Source organism: Zhongshania sp. R06B22 (assembly GCF_040892595.1).
In the GTDB taxonomy this organism is placed as follows: domain Bacteria; phylum Pseudomonadota; class Gammaproteobacteria; order Pseudomonadales; family Spongiibacteraceae; genus Spongiibacter; species Spongiibacter arctica.
In genome coordinates, this window is the sequence record NZ_JBFRYB010000001.1 from 1,347,309 (window position 1) to 1,373,981 (window position 26,673).

General features: G+C 49.7%; 27 protein-coding genes. 23 read left to right on the top strand and 4 right to left on the bottom strand.

Translation table 11 applies throughout. The features are described from left to right. Positions 1 to 56: 56 nt before the first annotated feature. From AB4875_RS06110 to AB4875_RS06140, 7 genes are all read left to right on the top strand, one after another. The gene (locus AB4875_RS06110; RefSeq protein WP_368375164.1) at positions 57 to 560 is read left to right on the top strand and encodes an Lrp/AsnC family transcriptional regulator; all 504 of its coding nucleotides are present in this window, start codon (positions 57 to 59) and stop codon (positions 558 to 560) included. Positions 561 to 600: 40 nt separating this feature from the next. Continuing rightward, entirely contained in the window at positions 601 to 1,071 is a 471-nt protein-coding gene (locus tag AB4875_RS06115; protein ID WP_368375165.1) for an Lrp/AsnC family transcriptional regulator, read from the top strand. A 48-nt stretch (positions 1,072 to 1,119) separates the two neighbouring features. Further along, the gene (locus AB4875_RS06120; RefSeq protein ID WP_368375166.1) at positions 1,120 to 2,688 is read left to right on the top strand and encodes an LVIVD repeat-containing protein; all 1,569 of its coding nucleotides are present in this window, start codon (positions 1,120 to 1,122) and stop codon (positions 2,686 to 2,688) included. A 19-nt stretch (positions 2,689 to 2,707) separates the two neighbouring features. Continuing rightward, complete coding sequence (locus AB4875_RS06125; RefSeq protein WP_368375167.1) at positions 2,708 to 4,216, top strand: hypothetical protein; 1,509 nt, start codon at positions 2,708 to 2,710, stop codon at positions 4,214 to 4,216. Positions 4,217 to 4,594: 378 nt separating this feature from the next. After that, positions 4,595 to 5,467 carry a hypothetical protein gene (locus AB4875_RS06130; protein WP_368375168.1) on the top strand — a complete coding sequence of 291 codons (873 nt, stop codon included), beginning with the start codon at positions 4,595 to 4,597 and terminating at the stop codon, positions 5,465 to 5,467. Positions 5,468 to 5,758: 291 nt separating this feature from the next. After that, the gene (locus AB4875_RS06135) at positions 5,759 to 6,676 is read left to right on the top strand and encodes a retron St85 family effector protein (RefSeq protein ID WP_368375169.1); all 918 of its coding nucleotides are present in this window, start codon (positions 5,759 to 5,761) and stop codon (positions 6,674 to 6,676) included. Then, entirely contained in the window at positions 6,666 to 7,607 is a 942-nt protein-coding gene (locus tag AB4875_RS06140; RefSeq protein WP_368375170.1) for a retron St85 family RNA-directed DNA polymerase, read from the top strand. The genes AB4875_RS06135 and AB4875_RS06140 overlap by 11 nt, the downstream gene beginning before the upstream one ends. A 310-nt stretch (positions 7,608 to 7,917) precedes the next feature. Here the strand turns inward: AB4875_RS06140 and AB4875_RS06145 are convergent, their stop codons facing one another. Further along, positions 7,918 to 8,088 carry a hypothetical protein gene (locus AB4875_RS06145; protein ID WP_368375171.1) on the bottom strand — a complete coding sequence of 57 codons (171 nt, stop codon included), beginning with the start codon at positions 8,086 to 8,088 and terminating at the stop codon, positions 7,918 to 7,920. Positions 8,089 to 8,227: 139 nt separating this feature from the next. Between AB4875_RS06145 and AB4875_RS06150 the strand changes: the two genes are divergently transcribed. The 3 genes from AB4875_RS06150 (at position 8,228) to AB4875_RS06160 (ending at position 9,716) form a co-directional block, all read left to right on the top strand. Beyond that, positions 8,228 to 8,743, top strand: a complete 516-nt coding sequence (locus tag AB4875_RS06150) for an RDD family protein (RefSeq protein WP_368375172.1) — start codon at positions 8,228 to 8,230, stop codon at positions 8,741 to 8,743. Positions 8,744 to 8,837: 94 nt separating this feature from the next. Further along, on the top strand, positions 8,838 to 9,308 hold the full coding sequence (locus AB4875_RS06155) for a hypothetical protein (RefSeq protein ID WP_368375173.1): 471 nt from the start codon (positions 8,838 to 8,840) through the stop codon (positions 9,306 to 9,308). A gap of 156 nt (positions 9,309 to 9,464) precedes the next feature. After that, the gene (locus AB4875_RS06160) at positions 9,465 to 9,716 is read left to right on the top strand and encodes a TIGR03643 family protein (RefSeq protein ID WP_438273518.1); all 252 of its coding nucleotides are present in this window, start codon (positions 9,465 to 9,467) and stop codon (positions 9,714 to 9,716) included. 52 nt (positions 9,717 to 9,768) lie between these two features. Here the strand turns inward: AB4875_RS06160 and AB4875_RS06165 are convergent, their stop codons facing one another. The 3 genes from AB4875_RS06165 to AB4875_RS06175 form a co-directional block, all read right to left on the bottom strand. Continuing rightward, positions 9,769 to 9,936 carry a DUF2256 domain-containing protein gene (locus AB4875_RS06165; protein WP_368375174.1) on the bottom strand — a complete coding sequence of 56 codons (168 nt, stop codon included), beginning with the start codon at positions 9,934 to 9,936 and terminating at the stop codon, positions 9,769 to 9,771. A 183-nt stretch (positions 9,937 to 10,119) separates the two neighbouring features. Further along, the gene (locus tag AB4875_RS06170) at positions 10,120 to 10,746 is read right to left on the bottom strand and encodes an MSMEG_1061 family FMN-dependent PPOX-type flavoprotein (RefSeq protein ID WP_368375175.1); all 627 of its coding nucleotides are present in this window, start codon (positions 10,744 to 10,746) and stop codon (positions 10,120 to 10,122) included. 164 nt (positions 10,747 to 10,910) lie between these two features. Further along, positions 10,911 to 12,656 (bottom strand): potassium/proton antiporter, encoded by a 1,746-nt coding sequence (locus AB4875_RS06175; RefSeq protein WP_368375176.1) that lies wholly within the window; start codon positions 12,654 to 12,656, stop codon positions 10,911 to 10,913. Positions 12,657 to 13,085: 429 nt separating this feature from the next. On the opposite strand from AB4875_RS06175, the gene AB4875_RS06180 reads away from it, so the two are divergent. The 13 genes from AB4875_RS06180 to AB4875_RS06240 all read left to right on the top strand — a co-directional run bounded on the left by AB4875_RS06180 (position 13,086) and on the right by AB4875_RS06240 (position 26,565). Then, the gene (locus AB4875_RS06180; protein ID WP_368375177.1) at positions 13,086 to 13,961 is read left to right on the top strand and encodes a CoA transferase subunit A; all 876 of its coding nucleotides are present in this window, start codon (positions 13,086 to 13,088) and stop codon (positions 13,959 to 13,961) included. Between the two features lie 30 nt (positions 13,962 to 13,991). Then, on the top strand, positions 13,992 to 14,795 hold the full coding sequence (locus AB4875_RS06185; protein WP_368375178.1) for a CoA-transferase subunit beta: 804 nt from the start codon (positions 13,992 to 13,994) through the stop codon (positions 14,793 to 14,795). 25 nt (positions 14,796 to 14,820) lie between these two features. Beyond that, positions 14,821 to 15,894, top strand: a complete 1,074-nt coding sequence (locus AB4875_RS06190) for an NAD(P)H-dependent flavin oxidoreductase (RefSeq protein ID WP_368375179.1) — start codon at positions 14,821 to 14,823, stop codon at positions 15,892 to 15,894. A 2-nt stretch (positions 15,895 to 15,896) separates the two neighbouring features. After that, positions 15,897 to 16,649 (top strand): enoyl-CoA hydratase family protein, encoded by a 753-nt coding sequence (locus tag AB4875_RS06195; RefSeq protein ID WP_368375180.1) that lies wholly within the window; start codon positions 15,897 to 15,899, stop codon positions 16,647 to 16,649. Between the two features lie 17 nt (positions 16,650 to 16,666). Further along, positions 16,667 to 17,839, top strand: a complete 1,173-nt coding sequence (locus AB4875_RS06200; protein ID WP_368375181.1) for an acyl-CoA dehydrogenase family protein — start codon at positions 16,667 to 16,669, stop codon at positions 17,837 to 17,839. 442 nt (positions 17,840 to 18,281) lie between these two features. After that, complete coding sequence (locus AB4875_RS06205) at positions 18,282 to 19,337, top strand: acyl-CoA dehydrogenase family protein (RefSeq protein ID WP_368375182.1); 1,056 nt, start codon at positions 18,282 to 18,284, stop codon at positions 19,335 to 19,337. Between the two features lie 40 nt (positions 19,338 to 19,377). Next, entirely contained in the window at positions 19,378 to 20,526 is a 1,149-nt protein-coding gene (locus AB4875_RS06210; RefSeq protein ID WP_368375183.1) for an acetyl-CoA C-acetyltransferase, read from the top strand. Positions 20,527 to 20,563: 37 nt separating this feature from the next. After that, a complete protein-coding gene (locus tag AB4875_RS06215) occupies positions 20,564 to 21,448 on the top strand; it encodes an SDR family oxidoreductase (protein ID WP_368375184.1) in 885 nt (294 codons plus the stop codon). A 38-nt stretch (positions 21,449 to 21,486) separates the two neighbouring features. Beyond that, the gene (locus AB4875_RS06220) at positions 21,487 to 22,026 is read left to right on the top strand and encodes a YfaZ family outer membrane protein (RefSeq protein ID WP_368375185.1); all 540 of its coding nucleotides are present in this window, start codon (positions 21,487 to 21,489) and stop codon (positions 22,024 to 22,026) included. Between the two features lie 77 nt (positions 22,027 to 22,103). Beyond that, positions 22,104 to 23,267: an acyl-CoA dehydrogenase family protein gene (locus AB4875_RS06225; RefSeq protein WP_368375186.1), complete on the top strand. Its 1,164-nt coding sequence runs from the start codon at positions 22,104 to 22,106 to the stop codon at positions 23,265 to 23,267. A gap of 19 nt (positions 23,268 to 23,286) precedes the next feature. After that, positions 23,287 to 24,486, top strand: coding sequence for an acyl-CoA dehydrogenase family protein (locus tag AB4875_RS06230; protein WP_368375187.1), 1,200 nt, complete (start codon positions 23,287 to 23,289; stop codon positions 24,484 to 24,486). Positions 24,487 to 24,534: 48 nt separating this feature from the next. After that, positions 24,535 to 25,323, top strand: a complete 789-nt coding sequence (locus AB4875_RS06235) for an SDR family oxidoreductase (protein ID WP_368375188.1) — start codon at positions 24,535 to 24,537, stop codon at positions 25,321 to 25,323. A gap of 39 nt (positions 25,324 to 25,362) precedes the next feature. Further along, positions 25,363 to 26,565, top strand: coding sequence for an acetyl-CoA C-acyltransferase (locus AB4875_RS06240; RefSeq protein WP_368375189.1), 1,203 nt, complete (start codon positions 25,363 to 25,365; stop codon positions 26,563 to 26,565). Positions 26,566 to 26,673: the final 108 nt, after the last annotated feature.

The window sequence follows — 26,673 nt, forward strand, 5'->3', positions numbered from 1 at the left end:
AATTTATTGGTGACGCCGCCTAGGCGACCCGTCTAGACGACATAGTCGGAGCATGCATGACAGATTATAGCGATGGTGATCATCTCCGCCCGGCACCGTCACAACATATGGATGAGGTAGACCATCGCATCGTGGCGCATTTGCGTCGTGATGGCCGTATGCCTTTCAAGGCCCTAGCAACCGAGCTGGGGCTAACCGAAGCCACCGTGCGCGCGCGGGTGCGTCGTCTAGAAGAGGGCGATAGCCTGCGGGTAGTGGCAGTCACAGATTATGAAGCCGTTGGTTACACCATGATGGTAGCGGTGGGTATTCAGGTTGAGGGTCGGCCTGCAGATGTGGTTGCAGAAGATTTGGCAAAGTTCGATGAAGTGTTTTCGGTGTGTCAGGTGGTAGGCACCCTAGATATTGAAACCCTCTCGGTCGCTCGCGACCAAGAGCATTTGTCTGAATTATTAGCGCGCCTAGGCAGTGTGCCGGGGGTGAGAAAGTTAGAGCCATCCATCGCCCTAGACGTCTTAAAAAATCAGCCGAACTGGGTGCCTTTTGGCCACGATGCATAAGCCATCAAAATAGCGTAACGAGTGTATAGGGAATACCGCAGTGGCAAAAAAACAGCTAGATGACCAAGACCGCAATATCTTAGAGGGCTTGGCCAAAGACGCCCGCATTAGTAATCGCAAAATTGCCGCTGACTTGGGCATCACCGAAGGCACGGTGCGCAGTCGCATTAAACGCATGGAAAGCGAAGGTCAGGTTCGTATTACTGCCATGACCAATATCGCGCGTTTACGCAATCCAACCCTCGCCTATATATGGGTAGAAGTTGAGCGCAGCGCCCAGTGCGATGACGTTGCCCAGCAGCTTGCGGCGGTGCCAGAGATTGGCTTTGTCGGCAAAATGCTAGGCCGCTACGATATTCTCGCCATCACCTTAGTACAAGACAATGCCGAGTTGGCGCGCTTTCTTCACAGCAAAATTACCGGCTTGGCAGGGGTGCGCCGTACCGAGTGTTCACTGGGTGTCAATTTTGTGAAGCACGACTACCGCATGAGTCGTATTGTTGATGCCTAACTGCTACCTTTAAAAAAATATAATAATTAGCCTGCAAAGAGACTAGCTATGAGCCCATTAGAATTGCGCGGCGTCGCCAAAATCATCGTTTTGGCGATCAGTGTTTTGCTTGTGTCCAGCTGCGGTGGTAGCAATGGATCTAGCAGCAGAAACAATACTGAAGTTGCTTCGCCCAATGGCGATCTATTAGAGACCGGCTTGCAAGGGCAGGTGCCCTTGGCAGATCAATTGAGTGGTCGCGCCGCGCAGGGCTATCGCAAAGGTCTGCGTCTGGTGGGTGAAAACACCATCTTAGATCGCGGCGCTAATTTCTCCATGGCGTGGCTTGATGACTGCGCTTATGTCACCACCACCTCGCCGGGACAAATTTTTGGGCCGGCCTCGTCGCCCTATATCGACCCCCAGTTCAGCGCCCTCAATGGCATGGCGGTCATAGACGCTTCCGACCCTAAGAACCCAAAGTTAATCGATATTTTACAAAGCCCGGCCATGATCGCCCCGCATGAATCCATACAAGCCAACCAAGCGCGGCGCATCATTGTGGCCACCCGCGGTGGCGGCACCGCATTAGACGTTTACGACGCCACAGATTGCCGCAAGCCGGTATTAACGGCGTCGGTAAATATTGGTCTCGGTATCACGTTGCCGCCGCTTCCAGATCTACCCGGTGGCATTGGCAGCATTGATCAGGGTTTGGCGTTTATGGGCCACGCCATGTGTATCACCAATGATGGTTTAACGGCCTACGCCACCAGTTCGGCGCAGAGCAATGCCGTTATTGATTTGACCGACTTAGAAGACCCCAAATTAATTCAGCTTTATTCGCCGGCCTCCCACGACTGTGGTTTAAATCCCGAGGGAACTCGCCTATATCAAGCTAATTTTGGTTTTGTCTCGCTGGGTTTGGGGCTGCCCAATGGGCCTGCAGTGGGTCAAAACGGCTTGATGATTTTAGATGTCAGCGGCTTTCAAGATCGCAGCACGCCGCCATCACCCCTGCTTTTTGGCACCCAGCCACCGTTGGTTGGATTTCTAGGGTGGACCAATATTCTCGATGGCGAGGCGCCAACGGCGGGGTCCCATACCGCGCGGTGGTTTAAAAATGGCGGCCGCACCTATGTTTATTCCAGCGACGAATGGCCAACGGCGGGAGTCTGTCCCTGGGCGCATAGCCGAATTATTGATATTACCGACGAGACCAATCCTGTAAAAGTGTCGGATATTATTCTCGATGTGAATAAATTAGAAAACTGTTTAGAAACTGAAATCGACATCGCCAATTACTCTGCTCACTACGTCGGCTTCGACGACGTCAATAACGCCACAACGCTATTTATGAGCTACTACACCGGCGGCTTGCGGGTGTGGGATATTCGCGATCCCGCCAATCCCTTCGAGATCGCTTACTGGCATCCTGCGCCAAACCCAAATACCCCCACGGTGTTTTTGTCGGAGGGCTTCGGCAGCTCTGGCGACCGCTGGGACGCAGTGGCCACTTACATTCGCTATCGTCCAGAAACCGGCCATATATGGTTGGCAGCTTACAGTGCGGGTTTTCAAATTTTAGAATTTACCGACAGTGCAGGGCCATCAGCGCCTAAACCCACCGGGCCTTAAAGGCGAATCAGAGTCGCTCATGGGGTTTAAGCGCGCTATAAAAAAGCCGGCTAGCAAAGCGTATTTACCCTGGCTGCTGGGCATGGCTTTAGCCGCCTTTGCACTGCCGGTCTGGTCGCATTCCTTTGGCACGCTTTATACCTTGCCGGTGCCTTTCTGGTTATATGCATGGGGTTGCTCTGCGGCCTTGCTGCTATCTTTTTTACTGGTCGCTTGGTTCGCGCAGCAGCCTAGCCCTAGTCAGAGCGCATCGTCTCCTGCGCAAAGTCATCACGGCAAGCGTCTCTTGGTATTGCCTGCTGTCCTAATCTCAGTATTGCGAGTCCTCAGTATAAGCGCGCTTCTGCTGTGTATTGCCACCGGCTTGTGGGGCACCGCCAATGCCTATCTAAATTTCAATATGACCTTTTTCTGGATCATATTTGTCTTAGGTTTTGCGTATTTCAGTGCCTTAGTGGGTGATCTATATCCCCTTATAAATCCCTGGCATATGCTGGTGCGCGGCGTGGCGCGGGTTCTTAAAATTGATTTCTCGGGGCGCATTAGCTACCCGCAAGCCCTTGGCTATTGGCCGGCCCTATTGCTGTATATGGCGTTTATCTGGCTTGAACTGTTTGGCGGCGGTGGCCCTAAAGAACTTTCCTACGCCCTAATAGCCTACGGCGTCTTCAATGTCTTGGCGGCGTGGTTGCTGGGCAGTGAGGCGTGGTTTAAACAGGGCGAATTTTTTGGGGTGTTATTCGCGCTGATATCCAAAATGGCAGCCGTCTCAATTCAGCCCCGTGGCGAACACGGTCAATATTCTCATTTGGTATTGCGGCCGCCGTTCTCAGGCCTGCAGCGCGGCCGAGCTTCTTCTTTGAGTGAGTTGTTGTTTGTGCTCTTTCTGCTGTCATCAACGGCATTTGATGGCCTGCACCAGACCAATATATGGGCAAGCTTTTTTTGGCAAGATATCGCCGGACTATACCGCGAATACACCAGCCAAAATATTGTGCAGGCCTACCCGGTATTAAAAACCATGCACGCCGCGTTTGAAGCCAGCACGCTGTTTTTGTCGCCACTATTTTATCTTGCCGTATTCTTTATCTTTTTAGCGCTGGTGCGACGGCTAACAAAATTCCAAGGCACGCTGCAAACCTTGGCCCTGCAGTTTAGTTATTCACTGCTGCCCATCGCCTTGGTCTACCACATTACCCATTACTACACGCTAATCAGTAGTCAGGGAGTGATGATCTTTAGGCTGGTTTCAGATCCCTTTGGGCTGGGCTGGAATCTGTTTAACACCGCGCATTGGCGGCCCAATTCTGTCACCCCTAATATGGACTGGGTTTGGCATACCCAAGTGGGGCTAATCCTTTTTGGTCATGTGGTGAGCGTGTATTTAGCGCATAAAGAGGCGCAAGCGCTGTTTAGCCGGCGCCGACAGGCGACCCTGAGCCAATTGCCGATGCTAGTGTTAATGATCATCTTTACCTGCTTTGGTTTGTGGATATTGGCGCAGCCGGTTACGGCGACGCGATTGTAGAAAGCGTTTACGTTTATTGATTCACCGAAAAGTTCGCGAAGAGTTGTAATCATATATTGGCTAAAAACCTTAGATATAGACTGTGTTCCCGTCCATTCAAACGGAGTGAGTGGCAGCTTCATTATCACTAATCCCTTGCCGACTTGCTTAATTCATTGCTATTTAGATATATAGGCATATGATCAGGTGAAAGGAAGTTCGCTAGAAGTAAAAGGATTTTAATTTCGTTTTCCGGTGTTCGCTAAATGCGATGCAGCCGCCTCATTAAATCCCCTTATTTTTTTAATTCATGCTGAAGCCCATATTTTTGATATTGGGATCAAAGTGATATATGGCCTGAGCGTTTGAATAAACTGCTGGGCAATCAAAGGATAGATTATGAGCTCCAATTCGCTGATCGTCTCGAATTATTGCGCCTGTTTTATTGATCTTTTGGGTCAAAAGGATGCACTCAAAGGACAGTCTGTAATGCCGGAATTGATCGACGATCAGAAAAAGGCGGAGTTCCAAAGTATGGTCATGAAATCTGTTGGAGCTATTACGCGACTCCAGCAACATGCGGAATTTTTTAGAAGGGCATCGGATGAGACGGAGAGCATAAGGGGCGAGCTTGCTCCGGCGGACCAGCTTCTCTATGACGAAATGTCGGTTTTAAAAGCTAAACAACAGCGCTGGTCAGACGGTTTAGTTTTTTACCAATCTTTGAATACCAAGACGTCTAAGTGCCCAATGAACGCTGTGCTAGATATATTCATGCTCGCAGGCAGCCTGTGTATGCTTGGTCTTGTTGATAAGCAGCCGATTAGGGGCGCAGTAGAAACCTCGTGGGGCGTAGAACTTCATGAGAGTGAGCTTTATGGAGCTGTTGTAGCGAATAGTTATGTTCTGGAGAGCTCCGTGGCGCAGTATCCCAGAATTGTGATTGGTGAACATACTATGAGCTATTTAAGAGCTCACCTTGAGCACACCCCTGATCCCGCTGATAAATTAGACATCTACAACCGGAATTTAGCAGTGAAGTGTTTGAACATGACCGCTATCGATCAAGATGGCTACAATATACTCAATTATCTGGGCGCAGAGTTCAAAAGTAGCGTTTTTCGTGAAGAGAGCAAAAGTCTTTATGATGATGCTTATGTATACATCTGTGATCAGTATGAGCTTCACAAGGAAAATAAAAACAGTACGCTCGCATTACGTTACTCATGGCTCAAAGGATATTTTCATCAACACCGAGATATTCATGTCTAACCATGCCAGGCACAGCGACGCCTTTTTCGTTCCGGCTTCGCCTCCACTACAAAACCGCGCATGCTGGCGGCGTTATAAATATCACGCCGTTGTACCACTTCTTGCAATAGAGATGGTGTGGAATTAGTATACAAGGATTGCCTAGCGATTATGGGGGAGACCCCATCGGAATGTGAGTCACATTCTGCCTTAATTTTTTAGCTTTCTGGCGTTACTTCCAAAATCGGAAGACGCTAGTCAGCGTCTTCCGATTTTGGAAGTAACGCATGCTCTAAGTAGGCAATAAATTTAATGCTAAATGAGATAAAGACGAAAAAATTAATTCATAAAAGAGTTGATGCTCTTCAGAGAGCAATAAACAATTCGCGTGTTTACCTCCCTTCAGATATATCGAAGTTTATTTTCCTTTGTGGTGCCAATAAGAACTCTAAAGAAATATCTGAAAGAAGAAAGGCTTTAATAGAGTTTTCTAAGGTTAACTTGCCTCATACCCATTTTTTTCTGGCTGAAAGAATGTTTTCTAATCTCAAAGATGAGGGTCACAAAGGGAATATTTTGGATGTCGAAAATCTCATATCCGATTTTTCTGATTATATATTAATAATTCTTGAAAGTCCTAGCGCGTTTACAGAGCTTGGAGCTTTCTCTCACGATAAATTAAGAGAAAAGCTTGTTGTAATAAACGATTTGGCATTCAAAAAAGAAGAATCATTTATTAATCTTGGTCCAATTAAAGCGATAGAAGAGAAATCGGGTAAAGAAAGAGTTGTGTATTACAAAATGAGCGATGATGGGGTTTATAACCGAGATGCCATAGGTGACACATTCCATCAGATATATGAGTTATTTAAAGAGCCAATCAAATCTACTGGTAAGGCGGTAGATCTCATTAGTTTAAACCCTTCAAAAAAGTTTGATAAACAATCGGCAATGTTTATCCATGATCTTATTTATCTTTCAGGGCCTATACTACACAAAGAGATAATTGAGCTTTTAAAGCTCCTTTTTGGAAAAGATAACTACAACAAAGTTACTCACCTATTGGCAATATTATCCTCATTTGAATCGATAGAGAGGAATGCGAAAGGACTTTACAGAAGTAAGCTAAACGAAACCTACTATGATTTTAGGTTTGATATATCAAAATACATATCAACCTTTAGAAATTATACGTTGAAGGAATATCCAGAGAGGCTATATGCATATTAAAGAAGCTATAGCTGCTGATCTATCAATACCCGATAGCCTAATTGAAGAAGCTATTAGCGTAGCACGAGCGCATGTAAAAATATTCCATATAAAGAAAAGGTCAGGTGGCACAAGAGAAATTTTCCATCCATCAAAAAAATTAAAAACTATCCAGTATTGGTTGATTTACAGTGTTTTTAGCCACATGTCTGTGCATGAAGCGTCGATGGCTTACCGAGATGGCATATCGATACTTCATAATGCGAGAAAGCACCGTTCTAGTAGGTTTTTCCTAAAGATGGACCTCAAGGATTTCTTCCCAAGTATATCCTATAATGACTTCATTCCGATTCTGAGGCGGTGGCACGATCAGACCAAGCCCGAATGGGTATTAGATAAAGATGCCGAGAATTTAATAAAAACTGTGTGTTTTTATAAAAATGATTGTCTCGCGATTGGATATCCCAGCTCACCTATAATTAGTAATATTGTTATGAGTGATTTCGATTTTAAGGTTTCAGCTCTAATAGCTGACGAAAAATATGGAAAGGTTATCTACACAAGATACGCAGATGATCTTGTGTTATCCACTGACAAGAAGGGAGCATGTTCTCATCTCAAAGTAGAATTGGGTGAATTAATTAAGAGTACGATGTCCCCAAAAATTACCGTTAACGATGATAAAACAAAGTTGGGTAGTAGTACTGGAGGGTCAGCTTCAGTAACAGGGTTGAAAGTGTGTGCTAATGGTCATATTACAATTTACAAAAAGCAAAAAGATCACATTAGACTGCTTCTAAGTCTATACAGTAAGGGAGCCCTTAATCCGGAAGAAGAAAAGTCTTTGGTAGGGCATCTCAGCTATTGTCATTATGTTGCTCCAGAATTCTATACTAAGGTGTCTAAAAAATACTTTAAAGAAATTTATGATTTACGCGCAAAAGATTTATAACAATTAAAGGCATTCGGGCGCAGCTAAGTTGCGCTGGGTGTTGAGGCTATAGGAAAATATATCGAATTCCACTCCTTATTTTTGCCCATTCCCTTATTGCCAATACCGGTCCACATTTGCGAACGTCTTAGCCTTGCCCCCTAAAACACCACCCAAACTGGATTCTGCTGGTCGCTCAATCCGCCTAAATACGGGCGTTCAACAAACTATCCTGCTCATTTTTTAAGGGATCGGTTTCTACCTCCGCATGCAGTGTAAAGGGCAAGCTGCGGTGCAGACCGGCTTTGCCGAGATGGATTGCCGCTTCTTGCTAACGTTTTATCGGCGCAATGCTGCGGCCACTGACGATGGCTTTTTCAATGTTATAGGCTTGTAGTGCGGTCAGTTCCATTGGTGAGTACTTTCCGAGTAATTGTTGTCCACATATCCATAGCAATGATGCATCGCATATTGGCTGTGACGTGGTATTGCGTGCTGCCACGGTTCTTGGGCCATGAGCGACTTTATGGTTAATGGCCTGGCAATAAAAGAGTCGCCTTACTGAATACACATTTGCACTGTATGGCGATTAACTTTAGCTTTGCGGTCGCAGGCAGGAAATATCTAATTTTGGAGTCATTATGGAAAACGCCCCACAGGAATCAGAGCAGCCGCTTGAGTACGCCGGATTTTGGATTCGGGTATTTGCATCAATCATCGATACCTTCCTCTTTGGTCTGTTAATACTGCCTATTCTTGCCCTGACCATGGGCGATGCGCAGTGGTCGTCTGTTGAGGGCGAGGGCATGCATATGTCCACCATGTCTTTCCAGACCATGCAGGTGCCGGGTGGTATGAATATGGTGTTGAACTATATTTTACCGGCCATTGTGGTGCTGCTGTTTTGGGCCTACAAATCTGCGACCCCCGGCAAGTTAATACTCAAGCTGCGCATTGTAGATGCCAAAACCGGCGAGAAACCCTCAACGGCGCAGTGGCTGCTACGTTATCTTGGCTACTACCTGTCAGGGGTGGTGTTTATGTTGGGCTTTATTTGGGTTGGCTTTGACCGCCGCAAGCAGGGCTGGCACGACAAGATTGCAAGAACAGTGGTGATTAGTGATAAAGATAAAGAACCGGTGCGCTTTGGTGATTGATATTGGCTTGGCCAAATCCCAGCATTTTATTATTCCGCTAGCAGCTATACTCCTGGTGTTACATTCCGTAGTTCAAAAATAAAGGAATAGCTTTATGAAGAGCCATACTCGAAAACTTGCCCTTGTTACGGTGGCGCTGTTTCTTGCTGCTGGCGTTTCCTTCGCCGATAAGCCTGACTCGCCGGGTAATAGCGGTAAGAACAAAGCCAAGCATCACCAAGAGCAGGGTGCTAAAGAAAAACACGGTGAGTCTTCGCAGCGCTACTTCAGCGATGACCGCTATTCCCGGATTAAAAGCTACTATTCACAGCATCGTGAGACGGGTCACTGCCCTCCAGGCTTGGCTAAAAAGAATAATGGTTGTCAGGCGCCGGGCCAGGCTAAGAAATGGCAAAAAGGCCAGTCACTGCCCTCTGATGTTGTTTATTACGATTTACCTGGCGCACTTCTGCATGAACTTGGCCGAACTCCTGAGGGCCAAAAGATGGTTCGGGTGGGTACAGACGTACTGTTGGTTAGTATCGCCACGGGCGTGGTCATTGATGTATTAGAAGATCTCTTCTGAGTGTTAGCTAAGCAGTAGATCTAAGTTTGGGCGCGCGCTGCAGGCGTCGCCCAACAACTCCCCGTTTCAGACTCCTATAATCTTATCTAAGCTCGATTCTTAATCTAAGCCCGCGCTCGCGACGTAATAGCTGCTTTAGGTTTTAAGGTCTGAGCTATGGAGCTGTCGAAAGCAGACGAATCACGTGTCATCGAGATGGCCTGGGAAGATAGAACTCCCTTTGAGGCTATCGAAGTTGAATATGGCTTAAACGAGCAGCAAGTGATTATGTTTATGAGGCGAAGCCTGAAAATATCTAGCTTTAAGCTTTGGCGTAAACGAATGCATGGCCGTCAAACAAAGCATGGCAGTCTTCGAGACCCGGCGGTTTCAAGAGGGTATTGCTCAACTCAGTATAAGCATCGCTAGCGTTAAAAAAGCGCTGATTTCTTCATTCGCCGATTGGCACAGTTGCAATGCCTCAGTCGGGCTGATTGTCTATTTGAGTGCTCGCGCCCGAGCGGCGGCATTTTTGGGAGCAATAGAGCACTTCATCCCATACTTTGGCCCATTTCTTTCGCCACACAAACGGCCGAGCGCAGCTCACACAAATCTTCGTCGGCAAGTTGGATTTTTTGACCATTTTCATTTGCAAAAATCTCGGCGACTGCCGACCTCATGCTCGGATTTTAACCAGGCCCGATAGCTGCCTGCTTTGAGGGTGTTGCCCGGTAATCGTTTCACTGGCTTTTCGCGCAATCTATAAAGCTACTCAATATTGGCAAAGGACGCGCGATACGACACTGCCACTGTTTTCACGGCGTCTTTGGGCTTACAAATTAAATTTGTAGTCGGCTTTCACGGCCTGCTCAACAACCATCTCGGTAGCCTTCGCGGCGATCTTGCCCCCCTTGGTACTGTTACCAGCAATCTCCTTACCAAAGGATAGCTTAAAGGGTTCTGGCCAGGCTTCAGAATCCCAAGCCTTGCTGCGCTTAAAGGCTTTTGCACAATGGAAAAAGCACTCCTTGATTGTGACCTGAATTAGCAGCAGTGCCGGTTTGCCATTCGCCTTGAGCTGCTGGCTCAGGGTGTCGTCTGTGAACAGCTCGGCACTGCCGTTTACCCTGAGGGTTTCTTCCGTGCCGGGGATGAGAAAGATCAATCCAATTTGGCCGGTTTGCAAAATATTGCTATGGCCGTGCAGTAATTTATTGCCGGGTCTGTCGGGGATAATCAAAGTGTGTTGATCGACGATGCTTATCAAGCCCGGCGCATCACCTTTTGGTGAAACAGTGGCGCCACCCTGGCTTCCATAACTAGCAATAAAGAATAAGGGCGAGCGATTGATAAAATCTTGTGCGCGGTCACTCAAGTGGTCGTAAATTTTTTGTTGAGTCATCGCATGGGGCTTGCCCAGCAAGGCTCGAAGTTCTTCTTCGCTTGTTATTTTTTTCATTGTCATTCGCCAAAATGATGTTGGCCGACCACATAAAAAGGACGGACCGTTAACTTTGTAGAATGAACTATACGACTTTTTGCAAAGCTTTAGGAAGGTCTTGAGCTAGCCATAGCCCCAAAATTACGGCGCTTGCGCACTAAGGGCAGGCGGGGGGCTGGGGTTTATATACCGTCGTCGGCTGAATCCTGCTTGAGTTTAAGGCCCACTAATGAGATTTCCCCATTCTTGGTTTCCTTAACCGTAAGTTTAATTTTGGGGAAGGTCAGGGCGTCCCCAACGACGGGCCGACCATTAAACTTTTGGGTGATGTGCTCGCCTACGGTGAGGTGTTTTATATCGTCTGGAACATCAAAGCCATAGAGAACGGCAAGATCGCCCAATGCACTGTTGGCGCGAATCGAAAAGTCACCAAAGTAGCGTGACGATAGTTCTGACGGCAGCCGTGAAATAGACGGTGAAAATATCTCGGCCAATTTCTCAGCAATGCCGGTGGTGGCAATAATAACGACTTGATCGCTCTCTTCTAGGGTCTTGTCCTCATTTGAGCTGAGGGGTATTTCGTCGCGGATAAGCGCCACTAAGTGCGCGCTGTCAGGTAAGGCCAGCGTGGCAAGGGATTTTCCTATGACGCTGCTGCCGGCTACCACCTGATAGACCACCAGGTCTTTATGGGGGTTGCTGGGTAAGTGGGTACTTCTAAACCCCGCTAGTTTTAGCGCCACTGGCAAGTCTACTTTTAACCAACGGGCCATCGGCGCGATGGTCCAGCCTTGGATAACCAGCGAGGTGAGAACCACGAAAAACACCAGCTCAAAGAATATGTGGGCGTTCTCTAAGCCCGCTAGCGAGGGGAATAGCGCGAGAATGATAGGCACTGCGCCACGCAGACCGCACCAGCTTACGAAGACTTGATCTCGCCAGGGAAACCGAAACGGGATTAGGGCTAATGCAACCGCGATGGGTCTTGCGATGAAGATCAATACACCGGCGACAATGAGTGCGGGAATGATGATTGGCGGTAGCAGGCTGGGCGTGACCAATAGCCCCAGCATTAAAAACATACCAATCTGACTCAGCCAGGCGATGCCGTCGTGAAAGCGTCGAATGTCGTTCATATACAAAAACGATGTGGTGCCGGTCATGACCCCGGCGATGTAGACCGCGAGAAAGCCGCTGCCACCAATAAAGCTGGTGCCGCCAAACAGGGTGAGGGCGGCGGCAAAGACCATTAGCGGATACAGCGAGACGGGCAGGGTTACTTTTTTGAGGGCGGCGGGAATAATATAGCCGCCGAGCAGACCCAAAATCAGACCTAGGCCCATTTGCTGGATTAGCTCTGCGAACAGTAGCCAGCCCCCCAAGCCTTTGGGGCTGCTGAGTGCTTCAACCAGTGTAATGGTGAGGAAGATAGCCATGGGGTCGTTGGACCCAGATTCTATTTCTAGGGTGGCACCGGTACGATCTTTTAAGTTCAGGCCCGCATTTTTAATTAGACCAAAAACCGCTGCGGCGTCGGTAGAGCCTACGATAGCCCCAATCAGTAAACCTTCTTGCCATGGTAAATCCAGAACGTAACTCGCTGCTGCGCCGGTGATTCCGGCTGTGATGATTACACCCACGGTCGCTAAAGATAGGGCCGGGCGCAAACTCTGGCGAAAGGTCTCCATGCGGGCGCCAAGGCCGCCATCAAATATGATAATGGCGAGTGCTAGGTTGCCAATGAGGAAGGCGGTGTTGATATCGTTAAATTGAATGCCGCCGATGCCGTCCTCGCCCGCTAGCATGCCGAGTAGCAGAAAGATCAGTAACAGGGGTGCGCCTAGGCGGCGGGACACGATGCTGGCAAACACTGCAAAGAGAAACAGGACGGCACCGATAAAAACAAATTGGTATGTTTGCTCAATCATCTTTGTGCCAAGTGCTCGTTCGTGGGGTTGAATATGAATTTGGATGTCAGTGCGGATATGGCAAGCGAATACGTGATGCTGCGTAATCTAAGACTATGCTGAGGAGTATATCCCATTAGCGACGTTTTCAGCATTTTCTAGCTACTGCCCCAGCTATCTTAGCGAGCCTAAGTGCATTCCCGCAAAAAACCTCAGAAGCCCCTTAATACTGCCGGTTTAGACAAAGTGGCGGCGAGCCCTAGGCCTGCGTGTCTATTGGGGAGAATATCCTAATCCAAACGGCTTAATGCGTAGTGCTTGGTGACGATAATTAATGTTTTGCATAATATATTGGTGTTATATTTACGTATATCGTAATTCCGGTGTGTTGGCGACGACCTTTTGGGCAGCCCGCGCACCGCTCTAGTTGTGAAAACCCAAGGAGCGCTCGTGAACAAGCAAATGAGTTTGCAGGAGATTGTCGGTCAGTTAAGTGACGGCATGACAATTGGTATTGGTGGTTGGGGGCCGCGTCGTAAGCCGATGGCGCTGATCCGCGCGATTCTTCAGTCTGATTTAAAGGATTTGACCATTGTTGCCTATGGCGGCGCGGATGTGGGCATGCTGTGCGCTGCTGGCAAGGTTCGAAAGTTGGTGTTTGCCTTTGTGTCGCTAGACTTTATTCCGCTGGAGCCTTATTTCCGTGCAGCCCGCCAGAGTGGCTCGCTAGAGGTGATGGAAATTGATGAAGGCATGATGCTGCTGGGCTTGCGCGCTGCAGCTTGGGGTTGCCCGTTTATTCCCACCAAGATCGGTTTGGGTACTGACCTGATCAAGTTAAACCCCGATCTTAAAGTGATAGACAGTCCCTATGACGAGAAAGAGTGGGTGGCGATGCCGGCCCTAAAACTCGACGCGGCGCTGGTACATGTTGATCGCGCCGATGTGCGCGGTGTATGCCAAATCAAAGCCCCAGATCATCACATGGATGACTGGTTTGTGCGTGCGGCAGCCAAAACCTATGTGACCTGTGAAGAGATTGTTGAGGCGTCTGCGTTTGCAGATCCGCTTGAGGCTCGTTCGGTCTTTTGGGAGCGCAACTTTACTACTGGCGTCGCCTTGGTACCGGGTGGTGCACATCCTTCATCGTGCAGCCCTAATTACGGTTTTGATATTCCGCATTTCCAGGAATACAACGCCTCAGCCAAGGAGGGTGGTTTTGCCGCCTACTTTGACAAATATATCAAAGACAGCAGCGAAGAAGAGTATCAGGCCAAGGTTGGCGGTCTGGATGCGATTCGTAAATTGCCACAGCCCGTTTATTAATCGTCTAACAGGTAATTAGGAGAATTGATTATGAGTACACCTGCAAGCGATTATAGTTTGGCAGAATTAATGATTTGCGCGAATGCCGCAGCCTACGAACACGACGGCGAAGTACTGGTGACTGGTATTGGCGTGCTGCAGCGGCTCGCTGCTAGCTTGGCGATGCTTACCACCAATCCCGGCATTATGATGACTGATTCAGAGGCGTGGATTTTGTCGACGCCAAACCCGATTGGTAAGCGTCCCGCCGACTTTGTGCAAATGAACGAAAACTGGATGGGCTTTAGCCGTATTTTCGATAACGTCTGGAGTGGACGCCGCCATCTTACCGGTGGACCTACCCAGATTGACCGTTTCGGTCAGGCCAATATTTCTGCGCTGGGCGGCGACTACAACAAGCCCAAAGTACAAATGTTGGGCATGCGGGGCTTCCCCGGCAATTCAATCTGCCATGCTAATAGCTATATGGTGCCTATGCATAGCAGCCGTGTGTTTATCGAGGCTGAATGCGATGTGGTATGCACCATCGGTTTCAACCCCGAGCGTCTGCCTAAGGGCTATACCTTCGACGAAATTGATCTGCGCTGTATCTACACCAATTTGGGTGTGTTTGATTTTAATGGCCCAAATCACCAAATGCAGATTGTAAGCCTGCACCCCGGCGTGACCGTGGATGAAGTGGTATCTAATACCGGCTTCGAGGTGCATGTGCCTGATTCGATTGCGACAACCGCAGCGCCGACTGAAGAGCAACTGACTATTATTCGTCAGATGGATCCACATAATTTGCGCAGCAAACAGTTAAAAGATAACCCACCGGGCGTGCGTGCTTAATCCGGAACAAGGCGAAAAACACACTATGTCTAATCTGCTAGAGACACGTATTACGCGCTTATTGGGTTGCCGCTATCCGGTGATCCAAACGGCCATGGGCTGGGTGGCTGATCCCACTTTGGTTGCCGGCACCGGTAATGCGGGTGGCTTCGGTTTTTTGGCGGGGGCAACCATTCCCCCAGCGGAGATGGAAGCCGATATTCTCAAGGTGAAGTCGCTGACTGACGCCAACTTCGGCGTCAATTTTCATATGTATCAGCCCAATGCCGCTGAGATTGTCGATCTAGTGATTAAGCACAAGGTGAAGGCGGTCAGTTATTCGCGTTCGCCTGGCAAAGACATGGTCTCTAAATTAAAAGATGCCGGTGTGGTGTGTATGCCAACTATCGGGCTGCCCAAGCACGCGATTAAAGCCGTGGAAATGGGCGCCGATGCAGTCACCGTGCAAGGCGGCGAGGGCGGTGGTCACACTGGCTCGGTGCCAACGACCTTATTGTTGCCACAGGTGGTCGATGCGGTAGGCGCGCAGGTGCCGGTATTGGGCGCAGGTGGTTTTAAAGATGGGCGCGGCTTGATTGCGGCCATGGCCTTTGGCGCTGATGGCATTGCCATGGGTACGCGCTTTTTGCTGACCAAAGAAAGTCCGGTGCCAGAAGCCACCAAGCAGCGTTATTTAGATTGTAAAAATCCCGGTGAAATAATTGTCACCCGAGCGCTGGATGGTATTCAGCAGCGCATGATTTTAAATCGCTTTTTAGGTGAGCTAGAGCGGGCTGGCGGTTTGAAGAAATTGTTAATTGCACTGCGCAATGGTCTCGCCTTTCGCAAATTTACCGGCGCCAGTATTTTCGGTTTGCTGCAGTCGGCCTTGGCCATGAGTAAAGACGGCGAGCTGACTCCGGCACAGGCGATTATGTCGGCGAACGCACCGATGATTATTCAAAAAGCGATGGTAGATGGTCGCCCTGATGATGGCGTATTGCCCTCGGGTCAGGTTGCCGGTGTTATCGATACCTTATTAAGTTGTGAAGAATTAATTAGCGGTCTGGTTGCCGAGGCCGAAGCCCAATTACAGCGTTTACAAGCGCAGGGGAAATAATAATGACTCAGCCATTTTCCACCCGAATTGATAGCGGCATTGCCGAAATGATTTTTAACCATCCGCCAGTGAATGCGTTTAATAGCGCCGGTTGGATAGCGATTGCCGCTGAGCTAAATGCCCTGGGTGAAAACCCCGACGTGCGCGCCATTATTATCGCCGCAGAAGGCCGTGGTTTTTGTGCCGGTGTTGATATTAAAGAGCTTGCCGCCAACAGCGCGATGATCACCCGAGTAAACAAAGGTAATTACGATACCTTTAAAGCGATTCATCGCAATCCCAAGCCGGTAATTGTAGCCGTGCACGGTTTTGTATTGGGCGGCGGTATTGGTATTAGCGGCGCGGCAGATGTCTTGGTGGCGTCGGAGTGTGCGACCTTCGCAGTGCCTGAAGTAGACCGCGGTGCAATGGGCGGCGGCGCGCATTTGCAGCGCATGTTCCCGGTTCAAAAAGTGCGCTATATGTATTTCACTGGCGAGCCCATCGATGCTCAAGAAGCCTACCGTCTTGGCGCTGTAGAGAAAGTGGTGCCCCGCGATCAGCTATTAGATACCGCCCGTGATATCGCACGCAAAATTGCCATCAAATCTCCGCGTATGGTGCAGCTTGCCAAAGAAGCGCTTAACGGCATTGAAGACGGCAACCTAGAAGACAAATATCGCTGGGAGCAGGGCTTTACTCAAGAGGCCTATGCCGATCCTGATTCGCAAGAAGCCAAGACTGCTTTTGTTGAAAAACGCGACGCCAAATTTTAAAAAATTCGGAAGACATCATGCAACTGGAATACACCGAACAACAAAACGCCTTCCGCGCCGAAGTGCGCAGCTGGCTACAGGCCAATGTGCCTGCTGAGCCGCTGCAGTCATTCGATACCGAAAAGGGTTTTCAGCAGCATCGCGAGTGGGAAGCCAAACTCTACGAAGGCCGCTGGGGCATGATTACCTGGCCTGAAGAAATGGGCGGTCGCGGTGCAGACTTGCTGCAATGGCTGATTTTTGAAGAAGAATATTATGCGGCGCGCGCGCCACTGCGGGTAAACCAAAACGGCATATTCTTGCTTGGTCCCACGCTGATGGAGTACGGCAGCGACGAGCAGAAGAAACGCTTTTTAAACGGTATGGCCACAGGCAAAGATATTTGGTGTCAGGGCTGGTCCGAGCCAAATGCCGGTTCAGATATGGCGGCTATTCGCTCAACGGCAACACTGAGTGAAGACGGTAGCCACTACGTAATCAACGGCCAGAAAACCTGGTCTACCCGCGCGGTGTGGGCTGACTGGTGCTTCGGTATGTTCCGCACCGATCCTGACTCACAGCGTCACAAGGGGCTGACTTTTATCTTAGTGCCACTGGAGTCAGAAGGCATTACCGTTCGCCCGATTCCCCAGTTAGATGGCTTGCCCGGTTTTGCCGAAATCTTTTTCGACAACGTTAAAGTGCCTGTCGACTGCCGCTTAGGTGGCGAAGGCGAAGGCTGGGGCGTGGCTATGGCCACTGCCGGATTTGAACGCGGCTTAATGCTGCGCTCACCGGCGCGTTTCCAAGAAACTGCTAAACGTCTTGTTAATTTGTATAAAGCCAATCAAGAAAGCGCAGACCAAGATCCCGCCGTGCGCGACGCGGTATTACGGGCCTATTTAGATGCTGAGGCCTATGCGCTCACCACCTATCAAACAGCCTGTCGTTTAATACAGGGCGGCAAGATTGGCGCAGAGGCATCGACCAATAAAATATTTTGGTCTGAACTCGATCAGCAGATGCATGGCTTGGGTTTGAAAATTTTAGGAGCGCGAGCAGAGCTATTAGCTCATGCCCCAGATGCCGGCGAAGTAGGTACTTGGCTAGATGGTTGGTTGTTCTCGCAGTCCGGACCGATTTACGCCGGAACGAATGAGATACAGCGCAACATCATTGCCGAGCGGCTTTTAGGCATGCCGCGCAAATGATCTTTAAGCGCAGCGATCTTTTTTGCACGCTGGCTGCGTTTAAAAAGTGCTCGGTTGGTCACGTATTAAATATACGCTCCTGCCCTGCGCGCATTTTTGCCTTGCCAGCGCACAAAAATCTGTGCTGCTGTAATGAGCTGAAATAATTTTTATTTATATGTGAGCAACTCGGAGAAAAGTGCATTCGCTTCGCTCACATGGATACCCGATCAAGTCGGGTATGACGAGGGTGGAGGGTAAGGAGTGGGGAGCGGTGGATTGCAGTCTCCACCAACCGTCATCCCCGCGTACAAGGTGAATTGCGGAGCAAGAGAAGGCAGCCTGGGCTGGGCGGGGAGCCATGTGCCGTTGGCTGGTTTAGTAAGGCCTAAGAATTGATATTAAACACAAGTAAGCAGAAAAATTTTAGCGGCGAGTAAACAAGAGCCCAAAAGGTGAACGGATGGATTTTACATTTAGCGAAGATCAATTGTTGTTTCAAGAATCAGTGCGAGATTTTCTGATTAATGAAGTCACGCCGGCAACCATTCGCGCTGCATGGCAGACCGAGTCTGGACGCAGCGATGCTTTATGGCAGCAGTTCGTTGAGATGGGCTTGACCGGTATTACGGTGCCCGAGGCCTTTGGTGGCTTGGGTATGAATGAATTGGATTTTGTTCTGCTGGCGCAAGAGGCCGGCTACGTTGCTCTGGCTGAGCCGCTGGTGCACAGCGCCTTGGTCGCGGTGCCAGTCATCGCTAATTGTGGCAATGCAGAATTTGCAGCCCAGTGGCTTCCAAAAATTGCGGCGGGGGAAGCCAAGGCGGTTGTTGGTTTAGAGATAAATGGCTTGGTTGAAGATGCTCATATCGCCGATGTTTTGATCCTTGAGAAAGACGGCGCGGTGTATGCCCTTGAATCGAATGCGGTAGAGCTGCGCCACAACGAGTCCATCGATCTTGGCCGCAAGTTATTTGCAGTTGAGTTTAATACTGACGCGGCGCTCAAGTTGGCCGATGGCCAGCAGGCGAGAGACTTGATCGAGTTCGCTTTAAATCGCGGTGCTTTGGCAGCAGCGGCTCAGGCCTTGGGTGTGAGCCAAAGGATGATTGATCTGTCTGTGCAATACACCTCAGATCGCAAACAGTTTGGGGTGGCGATTGGCAGTTTTCAGGCGGTTAAACACCATATGGCCAATATTGCCTACAAACTGGAATACGCGAAAACCCCGGTTTATCGCGCCGCCTACGCTTTGGCGAATGGCCTGAAGACGGCGTCACACAACGTAAGCCACGCTAAAGTTGTGGCCTGCGAAGTCGCTGACTTTGCCGCAAAAAATAGTATTCAGGTGCATGGCGCAATGGGTTACACCTGGGAAGTGGATCTACATATTTTTATGAAGCGTGCTTGGGCACTAAATAACAATTACGGCACTGCGGGCTTTCACAAGCAGCGCGTAGCAGAATTTGTATTCTCAGATAACGCCCAACTAGGCGCCGGCAATACTTTTGCGGCTTAATTTTTTATATAAAACGTAATACGAAGACAGAGAGAAGACCATGGCAGAAGCATATATCGTAGACGCAATTCGCAGTCCTACCGGTCGTCGCAAAGGCGGTCTTGCCCATGTACACGGCGCCGACCTAGGCGCGCATGTATTGAATGCTATCGTTGAGCGCAACGGCATTCCAGACAATGAATACGATGATGTTATTTTCGGCTGTGTTGATACGGTTGGTCCCTTGGCCGGCGATATTGCTCGCAGCGCTTGGTTGGCAGCTGGATTGTCACAGGAAGTGCCCGGCACCACTATTGACCGTCAATGTGGTTCTTCGCAGCAGGCGGTGCATTTTGCGGCCCAGGCAATTATGTCGGGTTGTATGGATGTGGTTGTTGCCGGCGGCGTGCAAACCATGACCCAGATTCCTATTTCATCGGCCATGACTTTAGCTGCGCCCTTGGGATTCACCGACCCGTTCTCTGGTTCAACGGGATGGGTTGAGCGTTACGGCGCTGCGCCACCGACGCAGTTTAACTCGGCACAGATGATTGCTGATAAGTGGAATTTGTCCCGCAAAGACTTGGAATTATTTTCCTATGAGTCGCATCAGCGTGCCTTGAAAGCAATCGCCGAGGGTCGTTTCGATCGCGAAATTATTCCCTTTGGCGGTGTGACCATGGACGAGACGCCGCGCAATTCTAGTTTAGAGAAAATGGCAGAATTAAATTATTTATTCGGCTGCGACAAAGTGACGGCGGCGGTATCTAGCCAAACCTGCGACGCATCTAGCGCGGTATTGGTGGTCAGTGAAGCAGCCTTAAAACGCTATGATTTAACGCCACGGGCACGCATTCATCACATGAGTGTGCGGGCCGATGATCCTATCTGGATGCTAACGGCACCGATATCTGCAACTGAGTACGCCTTGAAGAAAGCGGGTATGTCTTTGCAGGATATCGACCTAGTTGAAATCAATGAGGCTTTTGCGTCAGTGGTATTGGCTTGGTTGCATGAGACCGGCTACGACCACGCTAAAACTAATGTGAACGGCGGCGCGATTGCGCTAGGCCATCCACTGGGCGCAACCGGTACCAAGTTGATGACCACCTTGCTACATGAGCTAGAGCGCACTGGCGGCCGCTATGGCTTGCAAACCATGTGTGAAGGCGGCGGTCAGGCGAACGTGACTATTTTAGAGCGGCTGTAATTAGCTACCGAAAATAAGAAATTTAAGGATGTGAAAAATGGGAATTTGTAATAACAGAGTGGTGATTATCACCGGTGCGGGTGGCGGCCTAGGGGCGGCACATGCAAAAGTATTTGCTGCTGAGGGTGCCTCGGTTGTGGTTAACGATATTAATGAAGCTGCCGCTCAAAAAGTGGTAGATGACATTACGGCCGCAGGCGGTAAGGCGGTGGTGAACACCTCTGATATTACCAACTACGATGACAGTTTGAACGCAGTGAAACAGGCTATCGATACCTTTGGTGACCTGCATATTGTTTTAAACAATGCCGGCGTTAACCGTGACCGGATGTTTGCGTCAATGACGGAAGTGGAATGGGACACCATTATGGCCGTGCATTTAAAAGGTCATTTCTGCATTACATCGCACGCGGTTCACTACTGGCGCGGCAAGTCAAAAGAAGGCAAGGCCGTTGATGCTCGCATTATTAATACTACCTCGGGTGCGGGTTTGCAGGGCTCAATTGGGCAGTCAAATTACGCAGCCGCCAAAGCAGGTATTGCAGCGCTAACTTTGAATCAAGGTGCGGAGCTAGCTCGCTACGGTATTACCGCCAACGCGGTAGCGCCTGCTGCGCGCACCAATATGACAACGGCGGTGGAAGCAATGGCCACCCGTATGGCTAAACCCGATGACGGCAGCTTTGATTTTTGGGCGCCCGAGAATGTGTCATCACTGTTGGCGTGGTTGGGCAGTTCGGAATCTGCACACGTTAACGGCTGTGTGTTTGAAGCCGAAGGCGGCAAAATTTCTCTTGCCGATGGTTGGCGCAAGGGACCTGAAGTTGATAAAGGTGCGCGCTGGGAGCCTGCTGAGGTAGGCGAAGCAGTAAAAACCTTGATGGCAGAGGCAGTTCCGGCTCAGAAAGTGTATGGTAGCTGATTTTATCCTTTGACGTTTACATCAGGAGAATCACGACCATGAAAGCCCCTATTATTGCAGCGACCGTGTTAGCTATTGCAAGCAGTTCGGCATTTGCCGGCGGTGTTGCCTTTCGTTTCGGCGACGATAGTTTCGGTGTGTCGCTCGCGGGTGATTTGAGTGCTGAGAGCAGTGCTCAATTCGATTGGCTACACCATGAAGATGATGGCGATATGGTCGCCTTCGGTGTGTTTGCTAACGGCCAGCGTGGCTCTTTGAGCGGACGGGTTGGTGCTAAGGCGATTGGTCTTGAAGCTGACGACGCCGATGTTAGCGGCGGTGCGCTCGCCTTTGGTGGCGACATAAGCTTGCCGCTGAATGAGATTGTGCGTCTGCGTGGCGGAGCGTATTACGCGCCAGAAACCACGGGCTTTGGTGATATTGAAGGTTACCAAGAATGGTCAGTGAGCGCAGAGTTCACTGTTTTTCAAAACTCAGCCATTCAGATTGGCTACGGTGATATTGAATTTGACGTTGAAAAACGCGGCGAATTTGAGTTTGAAGACGGCCTCTTCGTACGTTTACAGCTACGTCTATAAGGCGCTGCTGGTGAGTAAGGCCTTAGGCCTTACTCACCGCGTAAATGCGAAGATCGCTGTCAGGTTTCGGAGACAGTATGGAATTCGCATTTACACAAGAACAGGAAATGATCCGCGATACCGCGGCAGCTTTTCTTAAAGACGCTTCTACCAGTGCTGCCATTCGCGCCGCAATGGAGAGCGATCTAGGTTATTCCCCAGAACTTTGGCAACGCATCTGCGCTGAAATGTATTGGCAGGCCCTGCATATTCCCGAGGAATATGGCGGTATGGGCTTAGGCTATGTTGAGCTGGTCGCTGTGCTGGAACAGATGGGTCGCTATCTGCTGTGCTCGCCTTATCTTGCCACTGTTGGCATGGCGACTAACGCGCTATTGATTGCCGCTAGCGATAGTCAGAAGGCAGCCATCCTTCCGCAACTCATCGAAGGCAAGACCGCCACCGTCGCCTTTAATGGTGGCCGCAGTGTTTGGGACGCTAGTGCAGTCACGGCGACTTATCGTCGCGAAAGCAATGAATTTACCCTCAATGGCGATTACCGCTATGTGCTTGATGGTCACAGCGCAGATTATCTAATTCTGGCTGCGCGCGAAGAGGGTAGTCGCGGCGATGAGGGTCTGAGTTTATTTGTCTGTGCTGGCGATAGCGCCGGTATTCAGCGTTCGCGATTAGCGACCATGGATCAAAGCCGACGTCAGGCGACTATTCAACTTAAGGATTTGCGTTTACCAGAAAGCAGCGTGATGGGTGAGCTTGGCACAGGCGCAAAGCCCTTGGCGAAAATTCTGGATTTAGCCACTATTGCCTTGGCGGCGGAACAAGCCGGCGGTATGCAGCAGATACTGGATATTACTGTGGACTACACCAAAAGTCGCAGTCAGTTTGGGCGCACGATTGCCGGATTTCAGGCCATTAAACACAAGGCTGCTGACATGATGTTGCGCAACGAAGTTGCTCGCTCCGCCGTTTATTACGCTGCCTGTGTCGCTGATGATGCGCTCTGCGCGGGGCCGCTGGCGAGTGAGTTAGCAGAGGCCGCAAGTATCGCTAAATCTTATTGCTCAGAAGGGTATTTCAAAAATACCGGCGAAGCTTTGCAGATGCACGGCGGCGTGGGTTTTACCTGGGAATACGATGTGCATTTGTATTTCAAACGAGCCAAAGCCAGCGAGCATTTCTTGGGTAGCAGTAGTTATCACCGCGAGCGCGTTGCGGTGATGTTGCTAGATACTGCATGTTGAGAATAAGAGTAAGTCGATTATGAAATTACAATTTAGTCCTCAAGATGAAGCCTTTCGCAGCGAGATTGCCGGCTGGCTTGCCGACAATTTAGTAGGCGAATTTGCACAGCTTAAGTTTCGCGGTGGCCCCGGCGACGAGCATATGTTTCCGGAAGAGCGCAAACGCTGGGAACGCAAATTAGCCGAAGGCGGCTGGACCTGCGTAGGTTGGCCACAAGAGTATGGCGGCCGCGGTTTGCCGATTGAACAGCAAGTTATTTTCTTTGAAGAATATGCTCGCGCCGGTGCACCGGGTCGTATGGGCCATATTGGTGAAGGTTTAACAGGCCCTACCTTGATTGCCTTTGGTAGCGAAGAGCAAAAAAAGAAGTACTTACCCGGTGTTTTGGCGGGCACGGAATTTTGGTGTCAGGGTTATTCTGAACCTAGCGCCGGCTCTGATCTAGCGAACGTGAAAACCAAGGCGCGCTTCGATGAGGCCAGCGGTAAATGGATTGTGAATGGCCAGAAAGTCTGGACCTCGCTGGCCCACGAATCTGAATATTGCTTTGTGATTGCCCGTACCGATCCGGATTCGAAAGCCCACAAGGGCCTGGGTTTTTTCTTAATAAAAATGGATCAGCCCGGCGTTACCGTAAGACCTATTGAACAGATCACCGGCACCTCAGAATTTAATGAGGTTTTCTTTGACGATGCCGAGTGTGATGCCAGTGACATTGTCGGCCTGCCCGGTGAAGGTTGGAAAGTGGCGATGGGTTTGCTGGGTTACGAGCGTGGCGTGTCTACCCTTGGCCAGCAGATGGCATTTCAAAATGAGTTTAATGAAGTTGTTGCGCTGGCCAAAGAAAATGGCGCCGCGCAAGATCCCGTTATTCGCCAGCGACTCGCTGACGCTCACATTGGTTTAAAAATTATGCGCTACAACAGTATGCGCATGCTGTCGGGCAATAGTGGAGACGGCAGTCTTCAAAAAGAAGCGCTGATTTACAAGTTATATTGGGCAACATGGCACCGTGATTTAGGTGAGTTGGCCATGGATATTTTGGGTGCAGAGGCCGATATTTTATTGGATGCGCCCTATGAATTGAATCGCTTGCAGTCGCTATTTTTGTTTACCCGTTCAGATACCATTTACGGTGGCACCAACCAAATTCAGCGCAATATAATTGCCGAGCGCGGCTTGGGTATGCCCAAGGAACTGCGTCCGCCACAAAACTAATGAAACAGAATTTACTGCGTAAATACGCAAAATAATCTCGGAGAAATTATGAGTATCAAGATTCCAGAATATGTACAGGGCCACGGCTTACTAAAGGGTAAGTCGGTGCTGATTACCGCCGCTGCGGGCGCAGGTATTGGTTTCTCTGCGGCGCAACGCGCTGTTGAAGAAGGCTGTCGCAGTATTATGATCAGCGATATTCATGAGGGCCGCTTGAACGCCTCAGTTGAGAAACTGAAGAGTGAAACCGGCTGCGAGCAGGTGTACGGCAAGGTCTGTAATGTTGCTATTGAAGAGGACGTGCAGGCGCTGATTAATGCCGCTGAAGAGTTGCTCGGTGGTGTTGATGTATTAATTAATAACGCCGGTTTGGGCACGACAAAATTATTGATAGAGATGGAAGATCCGGAGTGGAATAAAGTCATCGACGTCACTCTGAATGGCACCATGCGAATGACGCGTTACATGATGAGAGTTATGAAAGAGCGTGGCCATGGTGTGATTGTTAACAATGCCTCTGTGCTGGGCTGGCGCGCTCAAAAAGAACAGGCGCATTACGCGGCTGCCAAGGCGGGTGTGATGGCGCTAACCCGCTGTGCCGCTTTAGAAGCTGCAGATTTTGGGGTGCGCATTAACGCGGTGGCGCCGTCCTTAGCGGTACATGCGATGTTGAAAAAATCAGCGCCAGAAGCTTTGCTAGCCGAACTTGAAAGCCGTGAAGCCTACGGACGCGGTGCAGAAGTGTGGGAAGTTGCAAATATTATGATGTTCCTCGCATCGGACTACTCCAGCTATATGACCGGCGAGATTGTGAGCTGCTCATCGCAGCGCGCCTAATCTGAAATACAAAATAACTAATTTTAAAAGGACACCATCATGAAAGAAGCTGTAATCGTTTCAACCGCCCGTACCGGTATGGGTAAATCATTTCGCGGAGCCTTAAACAATACTGAAGCACCCGCTATGGGCGGACACGTGGTTCGCGCCGCAGTGGAGCGCGCCGGGATTGATCCCGGCTCAGTCGATGATGTGATTTTTGGCGCAGCGGCGCAGCAGGGTACGCAGGCCTATAACCTTGGGCGCTTGTGTGCGGTTGCTGGTGGCCTGCCCAATAGCGTGCCGGGCATGGCGATTGAACGTCAGTGTTCCTCTGGCCTTATGTCTATTGCCTGGGCTGCAAAGTCGATTATGTGCGACGAAATTGATATCGCCGTAGCCGGTGGTCTGGAGTCGATCTCGCTAGTGCAAACCAAACACAAAAATAGCCATCGCAGTGTTTCGCAAACCGTATTGGATATCGACCCCACCGCGTATATTCCAATGCTGGAAACCGCTGAGATTGTCAGTGATCGCTACGGCATTAGCCGCGAAGCGCAGGATGTGTATTCACTGCAAAGTCAGCAGCGCGTCGCCGCCGCTCAGCAGGCAGGTTTGTTTGCCGATGAAATTGTGCCTTTTGCCACCAGCATGTCGGTGTTCAATAAAGAAACCAAAGAAACCAGTTTTAAAGATGTACTGTTGAATAGCGATGAATGTAATCGTCCAACAACGACCTTAGAAAGTCTGTCATCACTTGACCCCGTGTTTAAAGATGGCCAGTGGGTGAAGCAGGGCCGTTTCATTACTGCCGGTAATGCCTCGCAACTGTCTGACGGTGCCTCAGCCTGCGTGGTAATGGATCGCAAGCTAGCCGAACAAAAAGGTTTGTCGCCTTTAGGGCTTTATCGCGGTATGGCAGTGGCCGGTTGCAAGGCTGACGAAATGGGCATTGGCCCAGTGTTCGCTATTCCTAAATTACTGAAACGCGCGGGTCTCAAAGTAGACGATATCGGCCTGTGGGAATTGAATGAAGCCTTTGCCTGTCAGGTTATTTACTGTCGTGATCAACTCGGTATTGATAACGAAAAATTGAACGTCAATGGCGGCGCGATTTCAATCGGTCATCCCTTTGGCATGAGTGGCGCACGCATGGTTGGTCACGCCTTGCTAGAAGGCAAACGCCGTGGTGTGAAGTACGTGGTGGTTACTATGTGCATCGGCGGCGGTATGGGCGCAGCAGCCTTATTTGAAGTAGCTTAGTCATTTATTATTAAAAATATAAAAGCCCCCCACTGAATTAGTCAGTGAGGGGCTTTTTTTCGTTATTTAAATCATGCTCTAGACATGTCGGTGATACAGATCTTCATT